Origin of the sequence: Corallococcus sp. AS-1-6 (assembly GCF_020037015.1) — a bacterium.
Classification (GTDB): domain Bacteria; phylum Myxococcota; class Myxococcia; order Myxococcales; family Myxococcaceae; genus Corallococcus.
Map to the genome: position 1 here is coordinate 107,824 of NZ_JAIQDE010000003.1, position 16,811 is coordinate 124,634.

The 16,811-nt window shown below is 72.5% G+C and carries 12 protein-coding genes; 8 read left to right on the forward strand and 4 right to left on the reverse strand.

Annotation, left to right across the window (positions count from 1 at the left end; all coding sequences use genetic code 11):
* Complete coding sequence (locus K8612_RS05895) at nucleotides 1–1,209, forward strand: SpoIID/LytB domain-containing protein (RefSeq protein ID WP_223761540.1); 1,209 nt, start codon at nucleotides 1–3, stop codon at nucleotides 1,207–1,209.
* Nucleotides 1,210–1,418: 209 nt separating this feature from the next.
* A complete protein-coding gene (locus K8612_RS05900) occupies nucleotides 1,419–2,876 on the forward strand; it encodes an OmpA family protein (RefSeq protein ID WP_223761541.1) in 1,458 nt (485 codons plus the stop codon).
* A gap of 36 nt (nucleotides 2,877–2,912) precedes the next feature.
* Here the strand turns inward: K8612_RS05900 and K8612_RS05905 are convergent, their stop codons facing one another.
* A complete protein-coding gene (locus tag K8612_RS05905) occupies nucleotides 2,913–3,716 on the reverse strand; it encodes a DUF72 domain-containing protein (RefSeq protein ID WP_223761542.1) in 804 nt (267 codons plus the stop codon).
* Between the two features lie 140 nt (nucleotides 3,717–3,856).
* On the opposite strand from K8612_RS05905, the gene lipA reads away from it, so the two are divergent.
* The 4 genes from lipA (at nucleotide 3,857) to lipB (ending at nucleotide 8,950) form a co-directional block, all read left to right on the forward strand.
* On the forward strand, nucleotides 3,857–4,786 hold the full coding sequence (gene lipA / locus K8612_RS05910; RefSeq protein ID WP_223740411.1) for a lipoyl synthase: 930 nt from the start codon (nucleotides 3,857–3,859) through the stop codon (nucleotides 4,784–4,786).
* 42 nt (nucleotides 4,787–4,828) lie between these two features.
* Nucleotides 4,829–6,088 (forward strand): dihydrolipoamide acetyltransferase family protein, encoded by a 1,260-nt coding sequence (locus tag K8612_RS05915; protein WP_223761543.1) that lies wholly within the window; start codon nucleotides 4,829–4,831, stop codon nucleotides 6,086–6,088.
* 100 nt (nucleotides 6,089–6,188) lie between these two features.
* A complete protein-coding gene (locus tag K8612_RS05920) occupies nucleotides 6,189–7,868 on the forward strand; it encodes a ClpX C4-type zinc finger protein (protein ID WP_223761544.1) in 1,680 nt (559 codons plus the stop codon).
* Complete coding sequence (lipB, locus tag K8612_RS05925; RefSeq protein ID WP_223761545.1) at nucleotides 7,865–8,950, forward strand: lipoyl(octanoyl) transferase LipB; 1,086 nt, start codon at nucleotides 7,865–7,867, stop codon at nucleotides 8,948–8,950. Before K8612_RS05920 ends, lipB begins: the two co-directional genes overlap by 4 nt.
* A 6-nt stretch (nucleotides 8,951–8,956) precedes the next feature.
* On the opposite strand, the gene K8612_RS05930 is transcribed toward lipB, so the two are convergent.
* From K8612_RS05930 to glp, 3 genes are all read right to left on the reverse strand, one after another.
* Nucleotides 8,957–9,763, reverse strand: a complete 807-nt coding sequence (locus K8612_RS05930) for an MBL fold metallo-hydrolase (protein ID WP_223761546.1) — start codon at nucleotides 9,761–9,763, stop codon at nucleotides 8,957–8,959.
* A gap of 34 nt (nucleotides 9,764–9,797) precedes the next feature.
* Entirely contained in the window at nucleotides 9,798–10,472 is a 675-nt protein-coding gene (gene ribA, locus K8612_RS05935) for a GTP cyclohydrolase II (RefSeq protein ID WP_223740406.1), read from the reverse strand.
* A gap of 122 nt (nucleotides 10,473–10,594) precedes the next feature.
* The gene (glp, locus tag K8612_RS05940) at nucleotides 10,595–11,824 is read right to left on the reverse strand and encodes a gephyrin-like molybdotransferase Glp (RefSeq protein WP_223761547.1); all 1,230 of its coding nucleotides are present in this window, start codon (nucleotides 11,822–11,824) and stop codon (nucleotides 10,595–10,597) included.
* Between the two features lie 162 nt (nucleotides 11,825–11,986).
* Between glp and K8612_RS05945 the strand changes: the two genes are divergently transcribed.
* Together K8612_RS05945 and rnr are read left to right on the forward strand one after the other, a co-directional pair.
* Nucleotides 11,987–13,381, forward strand: coding sequence for a protease inhibitor I42 family protein (locus K8612_RS05945; protein WP_223761548.1), 1,395 nt, complete (start codon nucleotides 11,987–11,989; stop codon nucleotides 13,379–13,381).
* Between the two features lie 157 nt (nucleotides 13,382–13,538).
* The gene (rnr, locus tag K8612_RS05950; RefSeq protein ID WP_223761549.1) at nucleotides 13,539–16,766 is read left to right on the forward strand and encodes a ribonuclease R; all 3,228 of its coding nucleotides are present in this window, start codon (nucleotides 13,539–13,541) and stop codon (nucleotides 16,764–16,766) included.
* Nucleotides 16,767–16,811 lie beyond the last annotated feature (45 nt).

Consider the following 16,811-nt stretch of genomic DNA (forward strand, 5'->3'; position numbering starts at 1 on the left):
GTGGCCGTGCTCATCGCCGCGCTGATGGCGGGCACGGCGCCTGGTGTGGAGAGCACGGGAGCGTTGGATGACGGCGCGCCGGTGCGAGGCACGCTGATCACGGCGGCTGATGCGCACGTCACGTCCGCGCGGTCGGCCCGCGCTCCGGCCGATGCGAGCGCACTCTCCGCGCCTGCCTCCCGTGCGCGTCAGCCCGTGCACGATGCGCAGGTCGATGTTCGCATCCTCTCCAGGCACCGGCCCGCGCGGTTGCGGCTGGATGGCCCGCGCTCATTGGAGGTCGTGGCGTCGCGGAACTCGCTTGTTGTCGATGGCCGCCCCCAGCCTCACGCCCTGCAACTCGACGCCGGACGCTGGCATGTGCGGGGCCGTGGCCTGGACCGTCGCTACGAGGCCGCGCTTTCGCTGGAGGCCCGCGACGGTGAGCTGATCGTCGTCGCCACCTTCGCGCTGGAGGCCTATGTCGCCGCCGTCACCGCGAGCGAGACCGAGGTCGACACCCCTTTCGAGGCGCTTCGTGCCCAGGCCATCACCGCGCGCAGCTACGTGCGCGCCTCCGGCAAGCGGCACGATGAGGCCCGGGCCTGCGATCTCACCCACTGCCAGGTCCTTCGCGGTGAGGGCTTCGCCCGCCACCTGCGCCGCGCCCGCGATGCCGCCCGCTCCACGGAAGGTGTCGTGCTGCGCCTTCCCGGCGGCGCCGTGGCCCTCGCTCCGTTCCACGCAAGCTGCGGCGGACACACGGCCGAGCCCGTGGCGGTGTTCGGTGCCCCGGACCTCACCGGCGCCGCCGCCGTGCCTGACCGCTGTCCCGCTTCGCCGTGGCGCGCGGTCGTGCCTCGCGCGCTCGTGTCGGCCGCCGCGTCGGTCGCGGTCGGCGGCCCCGCGCAGGTGGAGGACCTGCTGCTGGAACGCGACTCCAGCGGCGCGGTGGTGCGCGTCGTGGACCGCGCCTCGGGACGCGAGGGCCGCGGTGACGCGTTCTTCCGCGCGCTCGGAGCGCGTGCCGGGTGGGATCGGATCCGCAGCGCGCGGTTCTCGATGACGCTTGGCGGTGACCAGGCACTCCTCGAAGGACAGGGCCACGGCCACGGCGTGGGCCTCTGTCAGGCCGGCGCGGCCCTGCTCGCACGGCAGGGCTGGACCGCGGAGCAGTTGCTCGCGCACTACTTCCCTCGCGCCCTCCTGGAGAAGCCCCGGGACAAGTGAACGCGAGGGCCGCGCTGGCCTCCCGCTCGCAGTCGTCCGCGAAGGTGACGGCCCTCCGGGGGCTCTCCCCCGGCCTCTCCGCGAGGGCTTACCAGCATCCACCTTGCTCCGTATCGATTGCACCAGAGCCCTCAGCCCCGCGCGGTCCGGTGGGGAGGTGGCTTCGCGCACCGGCCATCCCGGTGCGGAACCCAACCGGGAGGCATCACATGGCGTTCAATCTGATCGAGGCAGTCGGCTCGCAGTTCATGCAGAAGGGATTGCTCCAGAAGATCAGCGGTGCGCTGGGCGAGGATCCGCAGGCCACCACCAAGACGCTGCCGGGCGCCATCGCCGCGGTGGCCGCGGGCGTCGTGGACCAGGGCGGAAACGAGGCCGGTGCCCACCGACTGCTGACGAAGCTCAACGAGGGCGGCTACACCGGACCGGACGCGACCCCACGCGCGGGCGGCGTCGCGGAGGGACTCCTCGACGAGGAGGAGCGCGGGAAGGGGATGCTGAGCGGCATCTTCGGCGACAAGCTGGGCGCCGTCAGTGAAGGGCTCACGCGCTTCGGCGGGATGCGCAACGCCGGCTCGGCGACGCGGCTGTTGTCCCTGGCCGCCCCCATGCTGATGGGCGTCCTGGGCAAGCAGGTGCGCGATCAGCACATGGGGTCCTCCGGGCTGATGCAACTGCTCAACGGCCAGCGCAACAACATCGCCGCCGCGCTGCCGGCGGGCCTGGGCGGCATCCTCGGCTTCGGCGGTCCGCGCCACGCGGTCGCGGAGGTCATCGAACCCCACCGCGAGACGGTGTCGCAGGTCCGCGAGACGGCGCCCGTGCGCGAGGCCCACACCGTGCGCGAGAAGACGGCCCGGACGACCTACAACCGTCCCCCGGAGAAGAAGAGCATCGCCGGCTGGGCCGTTCCGCTGGCCCTGCTCGCCCTGGTCGTGCTCGCGTGGGGCGCCCTGCGCGGACGCAAGCAGGAGCCCGCCCGGGCGCCGCAGGTGAGCCGCACCACGCCGCCTCCCGCGCAGGAGCGCGTCGCGCAGAGCCCCCAGCCCGCGCGGCCCACGACACCCCCACCCGCGACCCAGCCGCAGGCCACGCAGCCCACACCGCCCGCGACGGGTGGCGCCGGCACGGTGAAGGATGAGGGCACGGGCGGCGGCGGCACGCAGCCGAACGAGGGCGCCAACCTGGCGGCCGACGCGGGCACGGGCGGCGCCGGCAACGTGGAGAAGCCGGAGGACGCGGGCACCGGCGGCTCGGGCCAGGAGAAGCTGCGCGTGAGCGACCCCAACAGCCTGCGCGAGGCCTTCAACAGCCCGAGCGCGGAGCAGGGCTTCGTGCTGGAGGGCGTGGAGTTCAAGACGGGCTCGTCGCAGCTCACCTCGAAGAGCCAGCGCATGGTGGGCGAGCTGGGCAAGGTGCTGGAGGAGAAGTCCGACGCGCGCGTGCGCATCAACGGCTTCACCGACTCCACCGGCAACGCGGACGCCAACCGCCAGTTGTCGGAGAGCCGCGCGGAGAGCGTGCGCCGGGCGCTCGTGCGCCGGGGCATCCCGCAGGACCGCATCGAGGTCAGCGGCGAGGGGGACGCGAACCCCATCGCCTCCAACGACACCCCCGAGGGCCGCGTGCAGAACCGCCGCATCGAGGTGCAGGTGCTCGGTCAGTAATCCCCCCGGGCACGCGGTCCCGGCGGCGTCCGGTCCTCATGGGGAGGGCCGGGCGCCGCTGTCTTGATTCACGGCGGACGGCTCCGGCCGGTGCAGCGGTTCGCCCAGCAGGTCCGCCAGGTCGAACGCGTCCAGCAGCGCGTGGCCCTTCAGGTCGTTGTTGAAGAACACCCACGCCGTCCGGCCCGCGCCGCGCCACGCCTCGAGCCCCGCCGCCACCCGCCGGAGCGCGCGGCGCCCGTAGCGGCCCTCGTAGCGCCCCGTCGCGCCGTGGAAGCGCAGGTAGCGGAAGCCGCCGGTGGGGTGGGGGACCGGCACGTCCACCAGGTCGTGCTCGCACACCGCCGCGCCGTACGCGTCCAGCAGCGCGAGCACCTCCGGGTGGTACCAGGCCGCGTGCCGGAACTCGAAGACGTGCTGGACGCCGCCCGGCAGGTGGGCAAGGAAGCGCTCCAGCCGCTCGGGGGCCGGCTTCGTCATGTCCGGCGGCAACTGCCACAGGATGGGCCCCAGCCGGCGGCCCAGCCGGAAGACGCGCGAGTGGAAGTGCTCCACGCCCTCGCCCACCTCCCGGAGGCGCTTGAGGTGCGTGAGGAAGCGGCTGCCCTTGCACGCGAAGCGGAACCCGGGCGGCACCTGCTCCCGCCAGCCGTCCACGGCCGCCTCCGTGGGCAGGCGGTAGAACGTGGCGTTGAGCTCCACGGCGGAGAACACGCGCGCGTAGTAGGGGAGCCAGCGGCGGACCGGCAGCCCGTCCGGATAGAAGAGCCCCTTCCAGTGCTTGTAGACGTAGCCGCTGGTCCCCAGGTGGATGGCCGCCATGCGCTGGAGGATGGGCATGCCCCCCACGCGTGGCCGCGCCCTGTCCACCGCGTTACACCTCCCGGAAGTTGTCCTCGGGGTTGGCCCGCGCTAACGCGAGGCGTTAGGGCTTCACGCTTGACCCTGCTTTCACCCACCCTCTAGAAGGCCCGCGACCCATGGCGACTCCCGACCGGTTTCCCCTCCCACAGGTCTCAGACAGCACCCGGAAGCCCGAGTGGTTGAAGGTGCGCCTGCCGCATGGCGAAGGCTATGAGCGGGTGAAGGCCATCGTGAAGCGCGTGGGGCTGTCCACGGTGTGCGAGGAGGCCCGCTGCCCGAACATCGCCGAGTGCTGGGGCGGCGGCACCGCCACGGTGATGCTGATGGGCGAGGTGTGCACGCGCGCGTGCCGCTTCTGCCACGTGAAGGTGGGGGCGCCCCCGCCGCTGGACCCGATGGAGCCCATCCATCTGGCGCAGGCGGTGAAGGAGATGAACCTGGAGTACATCGTCGTCACGTCGGTGAACCGCGACGACCGTCCGGACGGCGGCGCCGGCCACTTCGCGTCCGCCATCCGGGAGCTGCGCAAGGAGAGCCCGCGCACGCTCGTGGAGGTGCTCATCCCCGACTTCAAGGGGAAGGAAGAGGACCTGGCCACGGTGGCGCAGGCGAAGCCGCACGTGGTGGCGCACAACGTGGAGACGGTGGAGCGGCTGACGCCCACGGTGCGCGACCGCCGCGCGACGTACCGCCAGTCCCTGCGCGTGCTGGAGTACCTGAAGAATCGCCCGGAGAAGGTCTACACCAAGACGTCCGTGATGGTGGGCCTGGGCGAGACGGACGAGGAGCTGGAGCGCACGTTCAAGGACCTGCGCGACGTGGGCGTGGACGTGCTCACGCTGGGCCAGTACCTGCAGCCGTCGCAGTACCACCTGCGCGTGGAGCGCTTCGTGACGCCCGCGCAGTTCGAAGCCTACAAGGCGCTGGCGGAGTCCTTCGGATTCCTCTACGTGGCTTCGGGGCCGCTGGTGCGCTCCAGCTACCGCGCCGCCGAGTTCTTCATGAAGGGCCTGATGGAGCGCGAGCGCGTCGAGCGACTCGGCTGACCGGACGCCCCCTTCCCCAACCAGAGAGAGACACACCCCCTCATGGCGACTTTCGAATTCAAGCTCCCGGATCTCGGCGAAGGCGTGGCGGAGGGCGAGCTCGTCAAGTGGCACGTCAAGGAGGGCGACCTGGTGAAGGAAGACCAGGTGCTCTGCGAGGTGATGACGGACAAGGCCACGGTCACCGTGCCCAGCCCCCACGCCGGCCGCGTCGTGAAGACGCACGGGCGTGAAGGCGACATGGCGAAGGTGCACCAGTTGCTGGTGACGCTGGAGATGGAGGGCGGTGCTCCCGCGTCCCAGGGCGCCCCGGCGTCCCACGGCGCCCCGGCGGCTCCGGCGCCGAGCCCCGCGCAGGCGGCGGCCCCCGCGGCTCCGGCCTCCGGCACGAAGGTGCTGGCCACGCCCGTCACGCGCCGCATGGCGCGCGAGCACGGCCTGGACCTGGCGGAGATCTCCGGCTCCGGTCCGCAGGGCCGCGTGACGAAGGCGGACGTGGTGGCGGCGCTGGAGGGCGGCAACGGCGCGCCCAAGAAGAACGAGGTCGCGCCCCAGGCCGCGCGTCCGGCGGCGCCGCCGGTGGCGTCCGGCAAGGGCGACGAGCGCATCGCGCTGCGCGGGCTGCGCAAGAAGATCGCCGAGAAGATGGTGCGCTCGAAGTTCACGATGCCGCACTTCGCGTTCGTGGAGGAGGTGGACGCCACGGACCTGGTCGCGCTGCGCACGCGGCTCAACAGCCAGTTGGCGGCGGCCGGTGACGGCACGAAGCTGACGTACCTGCCGTTCATCGTGAAGGCGACCATCGCCGCGATGAAGAAGTTCCCGCACCTCAACGCGAACTTCGACGAGGCGACGCAGGAGCTGGTGGTGCGCGGCGAGTACAACATCGGCATCGCGGTGGCCACGCCGGACGGCCTCACGGTGGCGGTGGTGCGCAACGCGGACCAGCTCACGCTGGGCGAGCTGGCGAAGGAGATCTCCCGCCTGAGCGTCGCGGCGCGCGACCGCAAGCTGAAGATGGAGGAGCTGACGGGCGGCACCTTCACCATCACTTCGCTGGGGCAGAGCGGCGGCCTGTTCGCCACGCCCATCCTGAACCACCCGGAGGTGGGCATCCTGGGCGTCCACAAGCTGAAGAAGCGCCCGGCGGTGAAGAACGACCAGGTCGTGGTCCGGGACATGATGAACCTGTCGCTGTCCTGCGACCACCGCGTCATCGACGGCGATGTCGCGGCGAGCTTCGTGTACGAGATCATCAAGTACCTGGAAGCGCCGGACCTGCTGTTCCTCGCGATGGCGTAAGGACACGTGTCGTGGGGTACTCCCGACCGCTCCTGCTCCGGGGGGCGGCCGGGAGGCGGGGGAACTTCCGGAACAGCAACGTCGAAGGCGGGCATCCGCGATGGCCGAGAATCCCCGTGAGTTGATCCGCGCCGCGCAGACCGCCGAGCTCCAGGGAGACCGCGCGCGAGCGGCGGAGTGCCTGGAGCAGGCCGCCGCGCTGTACCAGAAGTCCGGGCACACCTCGCGCGCCTCGCAGTTGTTGCGGCAGGCGCGCCAGTTGAAGGCCCGCGCCCCGGACGTCAGCCCGGCCTTCACCGCGGCGATGACGGGCAACAAGGACGCGGCGGCCTACCGCGCGGTGGGCTGGAGCGACGCCGTCTCCGACGCGTTCAACGACAAGGTGGACGCGAGGGTGCACACGCTCGAGGACCCCACCGTGACCGGCGGCGCGGCGCTGCCCACCGAGCCCGGCCTGCCCCGGCTCGCCGGGAGGATCGCCGCCGTGGGTGCGCCGTCCCCGGCTGAGACGGGCACCCCGCATGACGGGCCCACCTCCGCGACCCAGGCCCCGGGCACGGCCGCCGTCTCCGCGGGAGCCGCCGGTGCCGATGGTCCGCATGCGGAGAAGGAGACGCCCGCCCCTGGCGGTGAGCGGCCTTCGCCCGCGTTCGCCTCGGACGAGGACGACGACTCGCGGGGCTCCCCGGGTGGCGACGACGTCGTCGTCCCGGGCGGGCTGCTCATGCCTCCGGAAGAGGACGAACTCGACCCCGCGACCGGGCTGCTGCGCGCCTCGGGCGCGGAGGACCCCGTCGTCCCTGGAGGACTCCTCCGGCCGCCGGACGAGGACCCCTCGCCCGTGCACGCCGAACCCGCGCGGGGCCGGCGGCGTGAGAAGCGCATCATCGAGCGCGGACCCACCCGCGCGGATCCGGCCCTGGACGCGTGGTGCTCGTTCTGCTGCCGGCCCCGGGGCGAGGTGGGCGACCTGGTGGCGGGCCCGGCCGGCGCGTTCATCTGCAAGGGCTGCCTGGGCGAGTCCCAGGGGCTGCTGGGCGACGTCGTCGCGCCATCCCCCGTGCGCAAGCCCGTGACGGAGGAGCCGCGCGCCGGGGCCGTGGAGATGGTGGGCCATGACGAGGTGAAGACCCTGCTGGAGCGCACGCTCCAGGCGGGCGCGCGCTGCCTGCTGCTCGTGGGCCCGGAGGGCTGCGGCAAGAGCCTCTTCTTCCAGACCCTCCAGCGGCGCGGCCTGGGCGTGCTCGCGTCCGTGGACGCGCTGGAGTCCACGCCGGGCACCGAGCCGCTCCTCGTGGAGGACGTGGACCGCCTGGAGCCCCGCGCCCAGGCCGTGCTGACCGCGTTCCTCGGGAACCGCCCGGCGCGCGCGGTGGTGATGAGCGCTCGCGGCGCCGTGTCGTCGCTGGGCCTGTGGGTGCGAGGGGAGGGCGGCAGCCTGCCCGTGCCCACCACGGCGGGCATGATCGAAGCCGTGCAGGGCGCCGTGCCGGTGTCGCTCCTGGAGCGCGTGCAGGTGCTGCTCCCGGTGCGCCGCCCCACGGTGCCGGAGCTGGTCGAGGTGGCCCGCCGCACCCTGGCCCTGCGCCAGCCGGCGGTGACGTTGTCCGAAGAAGTCCTGGGGGCGTTCGCCGCCGAAGCGGTCCGCTCCCCACGCGCGGGGCATGAGCTCCAGGCGCTGCTGTCGCGCGTCTACGCGGGCAGTTGGAGCCTGGAGGCGGCCCAGACGCCCGCCGCGCCATCCCACAACCCACGAGGGGGGCGAAAGGGAACACCATGAACACGCTCACCGTCTTCCGCCTGGGCCGGGTGGAGTACGAGGACGGACTGAAGCTGATGCACCTGTTCGGCGAGGCCCGCCTCCAGGAGCGCATCGGGGACGCGCTGCTGCTGCTGGAGCACCCGCCCGTCCTCACGCTCGGCCGCGCCGCGAAGCGCGAGAACATCACGGCCACGGACGCGCGCCTCGCGGAGGAGGGCGTGGAGGTGTTCGACACCAACCGCGGCGGCGACGTCACCTACCACGGCCCCGGGCAGGTGGTGGGCTACCCCATCCTCCTGCTGCCGCCGGAGCGCCGCGACGTGCGCCGCTACGTGCGCGACGTGGAGCGCGGGCTCATCCAGACGCTCGCGGCCTTCGGGCTTACCGCGGGCGCCATCCCCAAGTGGCCGGGCGTGTGGCTGGGGCAGGAGGGCTCGCCGGACGCACGGAAGATTGGCGCCATTGGCGTGCACCTGTCGCGCTGGCTCACCACGCACGGCTTCGCGCTCAACGTGAACACGAACCTGGAGCACTTCCAGCTCATCGTCCCGTGCGGCATCCGCGAGGCGGGCGTCACGTCCATGCAGCGCGAGCTGGGCCACCCCGTGTCCGTCCCGGACGTGGAGGAGGTGCTCGCGCGCGAGTTCACCCACGTGTTCGACGCCCGGCGCGTGGACGGCACGGTGGACCTGCGCACGGTGAGCGTCGCCGTCACGCACGGCCGGGGACCGGAGGCGCGCGTGCTGCTGCTGCGCCGGACGCCGGAGCGCGGTGGCTTCTGGCAGACGGTGACGGGGCGCCTGGAGCCGGGCGAGTCCCCCGTGGAGGCCGCCCGCCGCGAGGTGGCGGAGGAGACGGGCCTCCAGCTCCCCGTGGTGGACCTGGCCTACCGCCACGCGTTCGCGCTGGGCGAAGCGCTGCCGCCGAGGCTGGTGGAGGAGCACGGCTTCGCGGTGCACGCCGCGCCGGATACCCCGGTGCGCCTGGGCCCGGAGCACGACGCCTTCGAGTGGGTGGACGTGCCCACGGCGCTTGCGCGGCTGCCCTTCCGGGGCCTGCGCGAGACGGTGACCCGGGCGCTCAGGACGCCCGGGCCCTGACGCCTGTTACAACTGGATGACCATCGCCTCCTTGGCGGCGATGGCGTCCTTGCGGTGCTTGCGCACCTCGCGCAGCAGCTTGTCCATGCTCGCGTCGTCGCGGCCCGGGTCGTGGTGGAAGAGCACCAGTTGCTTCACCTCGCTGGCGTCCGCCGCGCGCACCGCCGCCTCCCAGGTGGAGTGGCCCCAGCCCGTGCGGACCCGGTACTCGTCCTCCGTGTACATGGAGTCGTAGATGAGCGCGTCCGCGCCCCGCGCGAAGTCGAACAGCTTCCCGTCCAGCGCGGTGCCGTGCTCCACGTCCGTCGCGTACACCAGCGAGCGCCCGCCGAAGTCCACCCGGTAGCCCACGTTGCCGCCCGGGTGGTTCAGCTCCAGCGTGCGCACCGTCGCCTTGCCCACGTGGATGTCCTCGCCCACCACCACGTCCCGGTACGCCAGGCGCGTGCGGAACACCTCCTCCGCCGTCACCGGGAAGTAGGGGTGCACCATCTGCCCGGCCAATATCTGCTTCAGCGACCTGCCGTCCCGAGGCGACCCGTACAGCGTCACGTCGTTCGCCGGAGAGAACATCGGCGAGAAGAACGGCAGGCCCTGCAGGTGGTCGTAGTGGTAGTGCGAGATGAAGATGGACGCCTTGATGGGCTTGCGCGTCGCCACCAGCGCATCCCCCAGGCCGCGTGCTCCGGAGCCCAGGTCGAAGATGAGCAGCTCGTCGCCGCAGCGGACCTCCACGCACGGCGTGTTGCCGCCGTAGCGCTTCGTCGCCGGGCCCGGCGCGGGGATGGAGCCGCGCACCCCCCAGAAGCGCACCTCGAAGCGCGCGGTGCTCCGCCGGGCCGGGCGCTCAGCCGGCCTTGGCTTCCGTGTCGTCGTCCTCCGCGAAGAGCTCAATCAGGTGCCCCGTACGCTCGCGCTTCGTCCTCAAGTAGTCGACGTTATGCGGATTGTGCTCGGTCCGGGAAGGGATTCGGCGCCGGACCGCCACGCCTTCCTCCACCAGCCCGGCGATCTTCAGCGGGTTGTTGGTGATCAGGTCCACCGACCGCACATCCAACGACCGCAGCATTTCCGCGGCGATGTCGTACGAGCGCAAGTCATCCGCGAAGCCGAGCTGGCGGTTGGCCTCGTATGTGTCCAGGCCCTTGGACTGCAGGGCATAGGCCTTGATCTTGTTGCCCAGGCCGATGCCCCGGCCCTCCTGGCGCAGGTAGAGCACCACGCCCAGCCCGTTCTGGGACACGAAGTCCAGCGCCCGGTCCAACTGCTCGCGGCAGTCGCACTTGAGGCTGCCGAAGACCTCGCTCGTGAGGCACTCGGAGTGGATGCGCACCGGCACCCCCTCCATCCCCTTGGGCTCGCCCACCACCAGCGCCACGTGCTCCTTCCCGTTGCGTTTGTCGCGGAAGACGATGGTCTTCAGCACCCCGCGGGCCGTGGGCACGTCCGCCTCCGAGTACCGCTCCAGGTGCTGGGTCGGCTTTCGGGTCGGCAGGACCTGGGGTGAGCGCGTGTCGGACATGGTAGGTCGTCTCCCAGAGAGGGGCCGTTACTTCTCGCCCCCCTGGATGCAAGTCAAGGTGACACCCCGATGGGTGTGGTGAAACCCGCCTCTTTGGATGCGGCGGACGTGGACTTCGTTGCTCAGGCGACCCACGAGAGGGGGAGCAGCTCCACATGGGAGCCATCAGTCAAGCTGCTGATTTCCCGGGGGAAGTGGAGCAGATGGGTGGCCGCCGCTGCTGAACGCAGGGCCCCCGACGTCTGAGTCCCCAGGGGTTTCGCCCACAGCTCGCCCGCCCGCCAGGTGGCCGTGACGCGCACGAAGTGGGCAAGCCCCGGGGCCTTGGAGAGCGGGCCCTCCAGGCGGCCGGCGACGCGGGGCGGCTCCACGTCCGCGTGCCCCAGCAGCCGGCGCAGGGCGGGGCGCACGAAGAGCTCGAAGGTCACCAGGGACGACGTGGGGTTGCCGGGCAGGCCCATGAACAGGGTGGCGCCCCGCTGGCCCACCACCAGCGGCTTGCCGGGCTTGATGGCCACGCGCCAGAAGCGCTGCTCCACGCCCAGGGCCTCCAGGGCGTCCTTCACGAAGTCGTGGTCGCCCACGGAGACCCCGGCGCTGGTGAGCACCACGTCGAAGCCCTCCGTGCGCGCCAGGGCCTCCTGGACGGCCTGGCGCGTGTCCCGGGCGATGCCCAGGAGCGTGGGCACGCCGCCCGCGCGCCGCACCGCCAGGGCCAGGGCGGGGGCGTTGATGTCCACGATGCCGTCGCCGGGGGGCTCGTCCACCCGGCACAGCTCGTCCCCGGTGGACAGCACCGCCACGCGCGGCCGGCGGGGCACCGGCACCGTGCCCTGGCCCTGCGCCCACAGCAGCCCCAGCTCCGGGATGCCCAGGGGAGTGCCGCGCCGCAGCAGGACGTCGCCTTCCTTCGCGTCCTCGCCCCGGGGGCGGACGAAGCTCCCCGGCTTCACGGCCTCCAGGACCTCCACGGCGTCCGGCGCGCCGGGGACGGGGCGGGTGCGCTCGCGCATCACCACCGCGTCCGCGCCCGGGGGAAGCGGCGCCCCGGTCATGATCCGCGCGCAGGTGCCGGGGACGACCTCCCGGGTGGGGCTTCTTCCGGCGAACACCGTCTCGCCCACCGCGAGGCGCACGGGCAGGGGGCCCTCCAGGTCCCGGGCCTGGACCGCGTAGCCGTCCATGGCGGAGTTGTCCCAGGGGGGCAGGGTGCGGCGGGCGCGGACGTCCTCGGCCAGCGCGCGGCCCAGGGCGTCGTCCCCGGGCACCCACTCGGTGGCCAGCGGCGTGCACAGCCCGAGGATCCGCGCGCGGGCCTCCTCCACCGGCAGCAATGCGGGGGCGTCACTCATGCATGTTTCCCACCCAAAGTCCGTGGGAAAATCAAGTGTTAGTTTGACAGCCCATCTGATCATCGTTACAAGCAACCGTGATCGCGAGGCTCGCGTCCAACAGCAGGGGCGTCCCGCCAACCCGTTGATAGCACACGGGAAATTCTCAAGGAGACAGCGTCGATGGCCAAGCCCAAGTCCGGGGCGAAGAAGCCGACTCCCGCTGCAAAAGCCGGTGCGAAGCCTACCGCGAAGAAGGACAACGCGGCCCGCCTGGATCTGATCAGGAACGCCTCGAAGAAGGTGGCGACGGCCGCGACGAAGGTCGTCAAGGCGGTGGCTGAGGGGGCGAAGGGGAAGGTCGCGGCGGCGAAGAAGGCGGTGGCGGAGAAGGTGGAGAAGGCCCCCGCGGCCGCCAAGAAGGCGGCGGCCAAGGCCGCTCCCCCTGCACCCACGACGCCTCCCGCGAAGGCCGGCAAGGCCGCGGCGAAGGCCGCGCCCGCCGCTCCCGCCGGGAAGAAGGCGGCTGGGAAGGCGGGGGGCAAGGCCCCTTCGGCCGTCCCCGCCGGTCCTCCCGTGGAGAAGCCGCGCCCGCGCGCGACGAAGCTGCCGCCCGTGGGCGAGCCGCTCACGAAGCGTGAGATGGAGCAGCTCCTCACCGCCGGCGAGGGCCGCGGCGTGATGGGCGAGGGCAGCCTCAAGGGCCGGCTCATCCTCAGCGGCGAGATGCCCCACCTGGTCGTCGTGGGCCGCGACAAGCGCGAGCTCACGTTCCTGTTGCAGGGACCGGATCAGGAAGTGCTGCCGGCCTACGTGGACCACAAGGTCTCCGTGAGCGGCCTCATCAAGAAGACGACCAACCACAGCGGCGTGGTGGAGGTGCGCAAGTACTCCGCCAAGAAGCCGGAGGTGGAAGAGGTCGCGCCGCCTCCGTCCGACTCGGAGCCGAAGCTGCGCTACCTGTCGCCCGGCGAGGTCTCCATGGCCGTGGCCGCGGGCATGGGCGCCGGCATCAAGGGCTTCGCCAGCATCCGGGGCAACCTGGAGATGATGGGCGAGGACTTCGTGCTCGTGGTGTCCAACGGCGGCACGCGCCAGCAGGTGTCCTTCGCCATCGAGGGCAAGGCGGCGGTGAAGAGCCTGCGCAAGCACGTGGGGCAGACGCTCCAGGTGACGGGCGTGGTGGACAAGACGTCCGGCTGGGGCGGCCGCATCACCGCGGAGACGGTGGAGCCGCGTCCGTCCGAGGCGCGCTCGGTGTCTCGCGACGAGATGGAGCTGGTGCACATCGAGGGCGAGGTGCCCACGTCCGTGGACGTGAAGCTCAACCACGGCCTCACGGTGCGCCTGCAGGAGCAGCCCGGCGCCACCTGGGCCATCGAGCCGACGCTGGCCAAGCGCGTGGGTCTGCGCGAGGCCAACTTCGAGCCGGGCGCCGCCGGCGGCCCCGCCACCCGCGAGTTCTTCTTCACGCCGCGCAACCCCGGCAACTTCGAAGTGGAGTTCTTCCTCGCCAAGGCGTTCACGCCGGGCGTGGTGGAGCGCTCCTTCAAGATCAACGTCACGGTCAAGCCCTGACGGCTTGGGCGCACGGGCCCTCCCTGGACCGCAAGGTCTGCCGGGGAGGGCGAATGGGGGCCGGGGGGTTCCCGCCCGCACCCTTCGGGCTTACCCGTTCCCTCAGCGGCCTTGCCGCATCCCCACCGTGAGCCTCTCCCAAGAACACATCCGACAGTTGCTCGCAGAAGCCGACCACCCCCTGGGCGTGAAGGAGCTCCTTCGCGTCGCGGGGCTGAACCCCGGCCAGCAGACCGAGCTCAAGCGCGCCCTGCGTGAGCTGGTGCGCGCGGGCACCATCGTCAAGGACGGCAAGCGCTTCCGGCTGGAGGGCCCCCGCCGGCCCCGCGCGCCCGAGGCCGGCTTCGAGCCCCGCCCGGACGCCTCCGCGCCGCCCTTCAAGAAGCGGGGCCCCGCTCCCGGCAGCGGGCGGGAGGAGCGCCGGGGCGGCTTCCGCGACGAACGTCCGGCCTCCGGCGGCGGCGACTTCCGGCGCTCGCCGCGGCGCGGCTCCCGGGACGACCGCTTCGAGGACTCCGGCCAGCCCGCGGTGGAGGGCATCCTCCACATGCACCGCGACGGCTTCGGCTTCGTGCACCCGGTGTCGGGCGAGGGGGAGAACATCTTCCTGCCGCCCGGCGAGGCGCAGCGGGCGCTCGACAACGACCGCGTCCTCGTGGAGGTGGCGGGGCGGCCGGGCCGCTTCGAGGGCCGGCTGGTGCGCGTGCTCAACCGGCGGCGTGAGCTGGCGGTGGGCACGTACGTGGCGCAGGGCCGGCACTCGCTGGTGATGACCACGGACACGAGCCTGCCGGGGCCCATCCGCGTGCCGCCGACGCAGATGGCGCGCGACGGCGACCTGGTGAAGGTCCGGCTGGGCGTGGGCGCGGACCTGCTGGAGCCCGGGCAGGGGCTGTTCGGCGAGGTGGCCGGTTCGCTGGGCCGGCCGGGCGACCCGAGCGCGGAGGTGCTGGGGTCCGCCTTCGCCCACGGCTTCAACGACGAGTTCCCGCCGGAGGTGATGGACGAGGCGGACGCGTTCGCGGTGAAGGTCACGGAGGCGGAGGCCACGGAGGGCAACCGCCGCGACCTGCGCGAGCTGCCGCTCATCACCATCGACGGCGAGGACGCGCGCGATTTCGACGACGCCGTGTACGCGGAGCCCCAGGCCGGGGGCTGGCGGCTGGTGGTGGCCATCGCGGACGTGTCGCACTACGTGAAGGAGCGCAGCGCGCTGGACGCGGAGGCGCTCAACCGCGCCACGTCCGTGTACCTGCCGGACCGCGTGCTGCCCATGCTGCCGGAGCGGCTGTCCAACGGCATCTGCTCGCTGCGCCCGGAGGAAGACCGGCTGTGCATGGTGGCGGACATGACGTTCGACCGCCATGGCCAGCGCCGCTCGCACGAGCTGTACCCGGCGGTGATGCGCAGCGTGGCGCGCTGCACGTACAACGAGGTGCAGGACGTCCTGGACGGCAAGGACGTGCCGCACCGAAACTTCCTCAAGCCCCAGTTCGAGCAGTTGATGGCGCTGGCGCGCGCGCTGATGGGCATGCGCAAGGCGCGAGGCGCCATCGACTTCGACGTGCCGGAGCACAAGGTGGTGCTGGGCGAGGACGGCCTGCCGCTGCGCATGGAGAAGCGCGAGCGCAAGGACAGCCACCGGCTCATCGAGGAGTGCATGCTGGCCGCCAACGAGGCGGTGGCCACGTACTTCCAGGACGAGGGCCTGCCCACGGTGTACCGGTTCCACGGCGAGCCGGATCCGCAGAAGCTGGCCGCGTTCGCGGTGCTGGCGGAGGCGTACGGCTTCCAACTCGACGTGGAGAACGGCGTCTCGTCCAAGGAGCTGGACGCGTTCATCACGCAGTTGGAGGGCCACCCGGAGCAGCGCGCGCTGAACCAACTGCTCCTGCGCTCCATGATGCAGGCCGTGTACACGGCGACGCGCGTGGGCCACTACGGCCTGGCGGCGGAGAACTACCTGCACTTCACGTCGCCCATCCGGCGCTACCCCGACCTGCTGGTGCACCGCGTCCTGAAGGCGGTGTGGGCGCGCAAGGGCAAGAAGCCCTCGGAAGCGCAGATGGACCGCGAGGAGGAGCGGCTGGAGGGCATGGCGCAGCAGTGCTCGGAGCGCGAGCGCGCGGCCATGACGGTGGAGCGCGAGGTGGTGGCGTTCTACGCGGCCCTGATGATGAAGGACCGCGTGGGCGAGGAGTTCGACGCGACGGTGGCGGGCATCGCCGAGTTCGGCTTCTTCGTGGAGCTGGACGAGGTCCACGTCGAGGGCCTGGTGAAGGGCGAGTCGCTGGGGCCGGGCTCCAAGCTGGACAAGCGCACGCACTCGCTCGTGTATCCGAACGGCCGGCGCGTGCGCGTGGGGCAGAAGCTGCGCGTGCGGCTGCTGTCCGCGAACACGACGGCGCGGAAGATCGACTTCGAGGCGCTCCAGTTCGAGGACGAGGCCCCGCTCCAGCGGACCGGCGGCGCACGTCCGCCGCCGCGCCGTCGCGAATTCGTGAACGAAGCGCCGGGCCGTCACAAGGGTGGCAGGCCCGGACGCGGCGAGCGCGAGGCCGCGAAGACGGGCCGCACGCCGTGGCGCAAGCCCGCGGGGGACGAGGCCGCGGAGCAGTGGCGGTCGCTCGGCGAGGCGGAGGAGGCGCCGTTCGGCGTGAAGAAGGCGTGGGAGCCGCCCACGCCCGAGGACGCCGCCACGGTGGAGGCCGCGACGGTCTCCGGGTACGGCGACGAGGTCCTGGGCGAAGCGCCGGCCGCGCCGCGTCCGCGAGGACGGTTCAGCCGGGAAGGGCGCCGCGAGGAGGCCGCGCCCGCGCGCACCCCCTCCCGCTTCCTGCGTGCCCGCACGGAGGAGGCTCCCGCTGCGAAGGCGGAGCCGGCCACCCCGGCCAAGGGCAAGCGCAAGGTCATCCGTCCCTCGCTCCCCGCGGCCGGTGAAGGCGACGAGGCCGGCGCCTCATCCGGGGCCGCGGCGACGGACGAGGGTGTTTCGGTCGCGGACCGCTTCGACGAGGCCGCGCGCGACGCGAGGCGCTCTCGTGAGCCCTGGGCCACGGAGCGCTCGGGCGGCGAGGCTGCTTCGGGCGCGAAGGCGCCTCGCGAGGCCTTCACTCCGCCTTCGTTCGACTCCGAGGACCACGCCCCTGCCGCGTCACCGCACCCGGGCTTCGACCGGATCCGTGCGCTGGCCGCGCAGCGGGGCCAGCTCTCCACGGGGGCGGCGCCGGGCCGCGCGGGCGCGTCCAAGAAGGTCCGCAAGGCGGCCCCTGGCGCGAGCGCGAAGGGGAAAGCCTCGAAGACGTCCGCGCCGAAGAAGGCCGGCGGCTCGAAGGGCGCGGGCAAGAAGCAGGGGCGAGGCGCCCCGGGCAAGCGCAAGCGCTGAACGCGGGGCCGGGGCTCCCGGCCTCGCCGCCGTTCCACTCAAGGA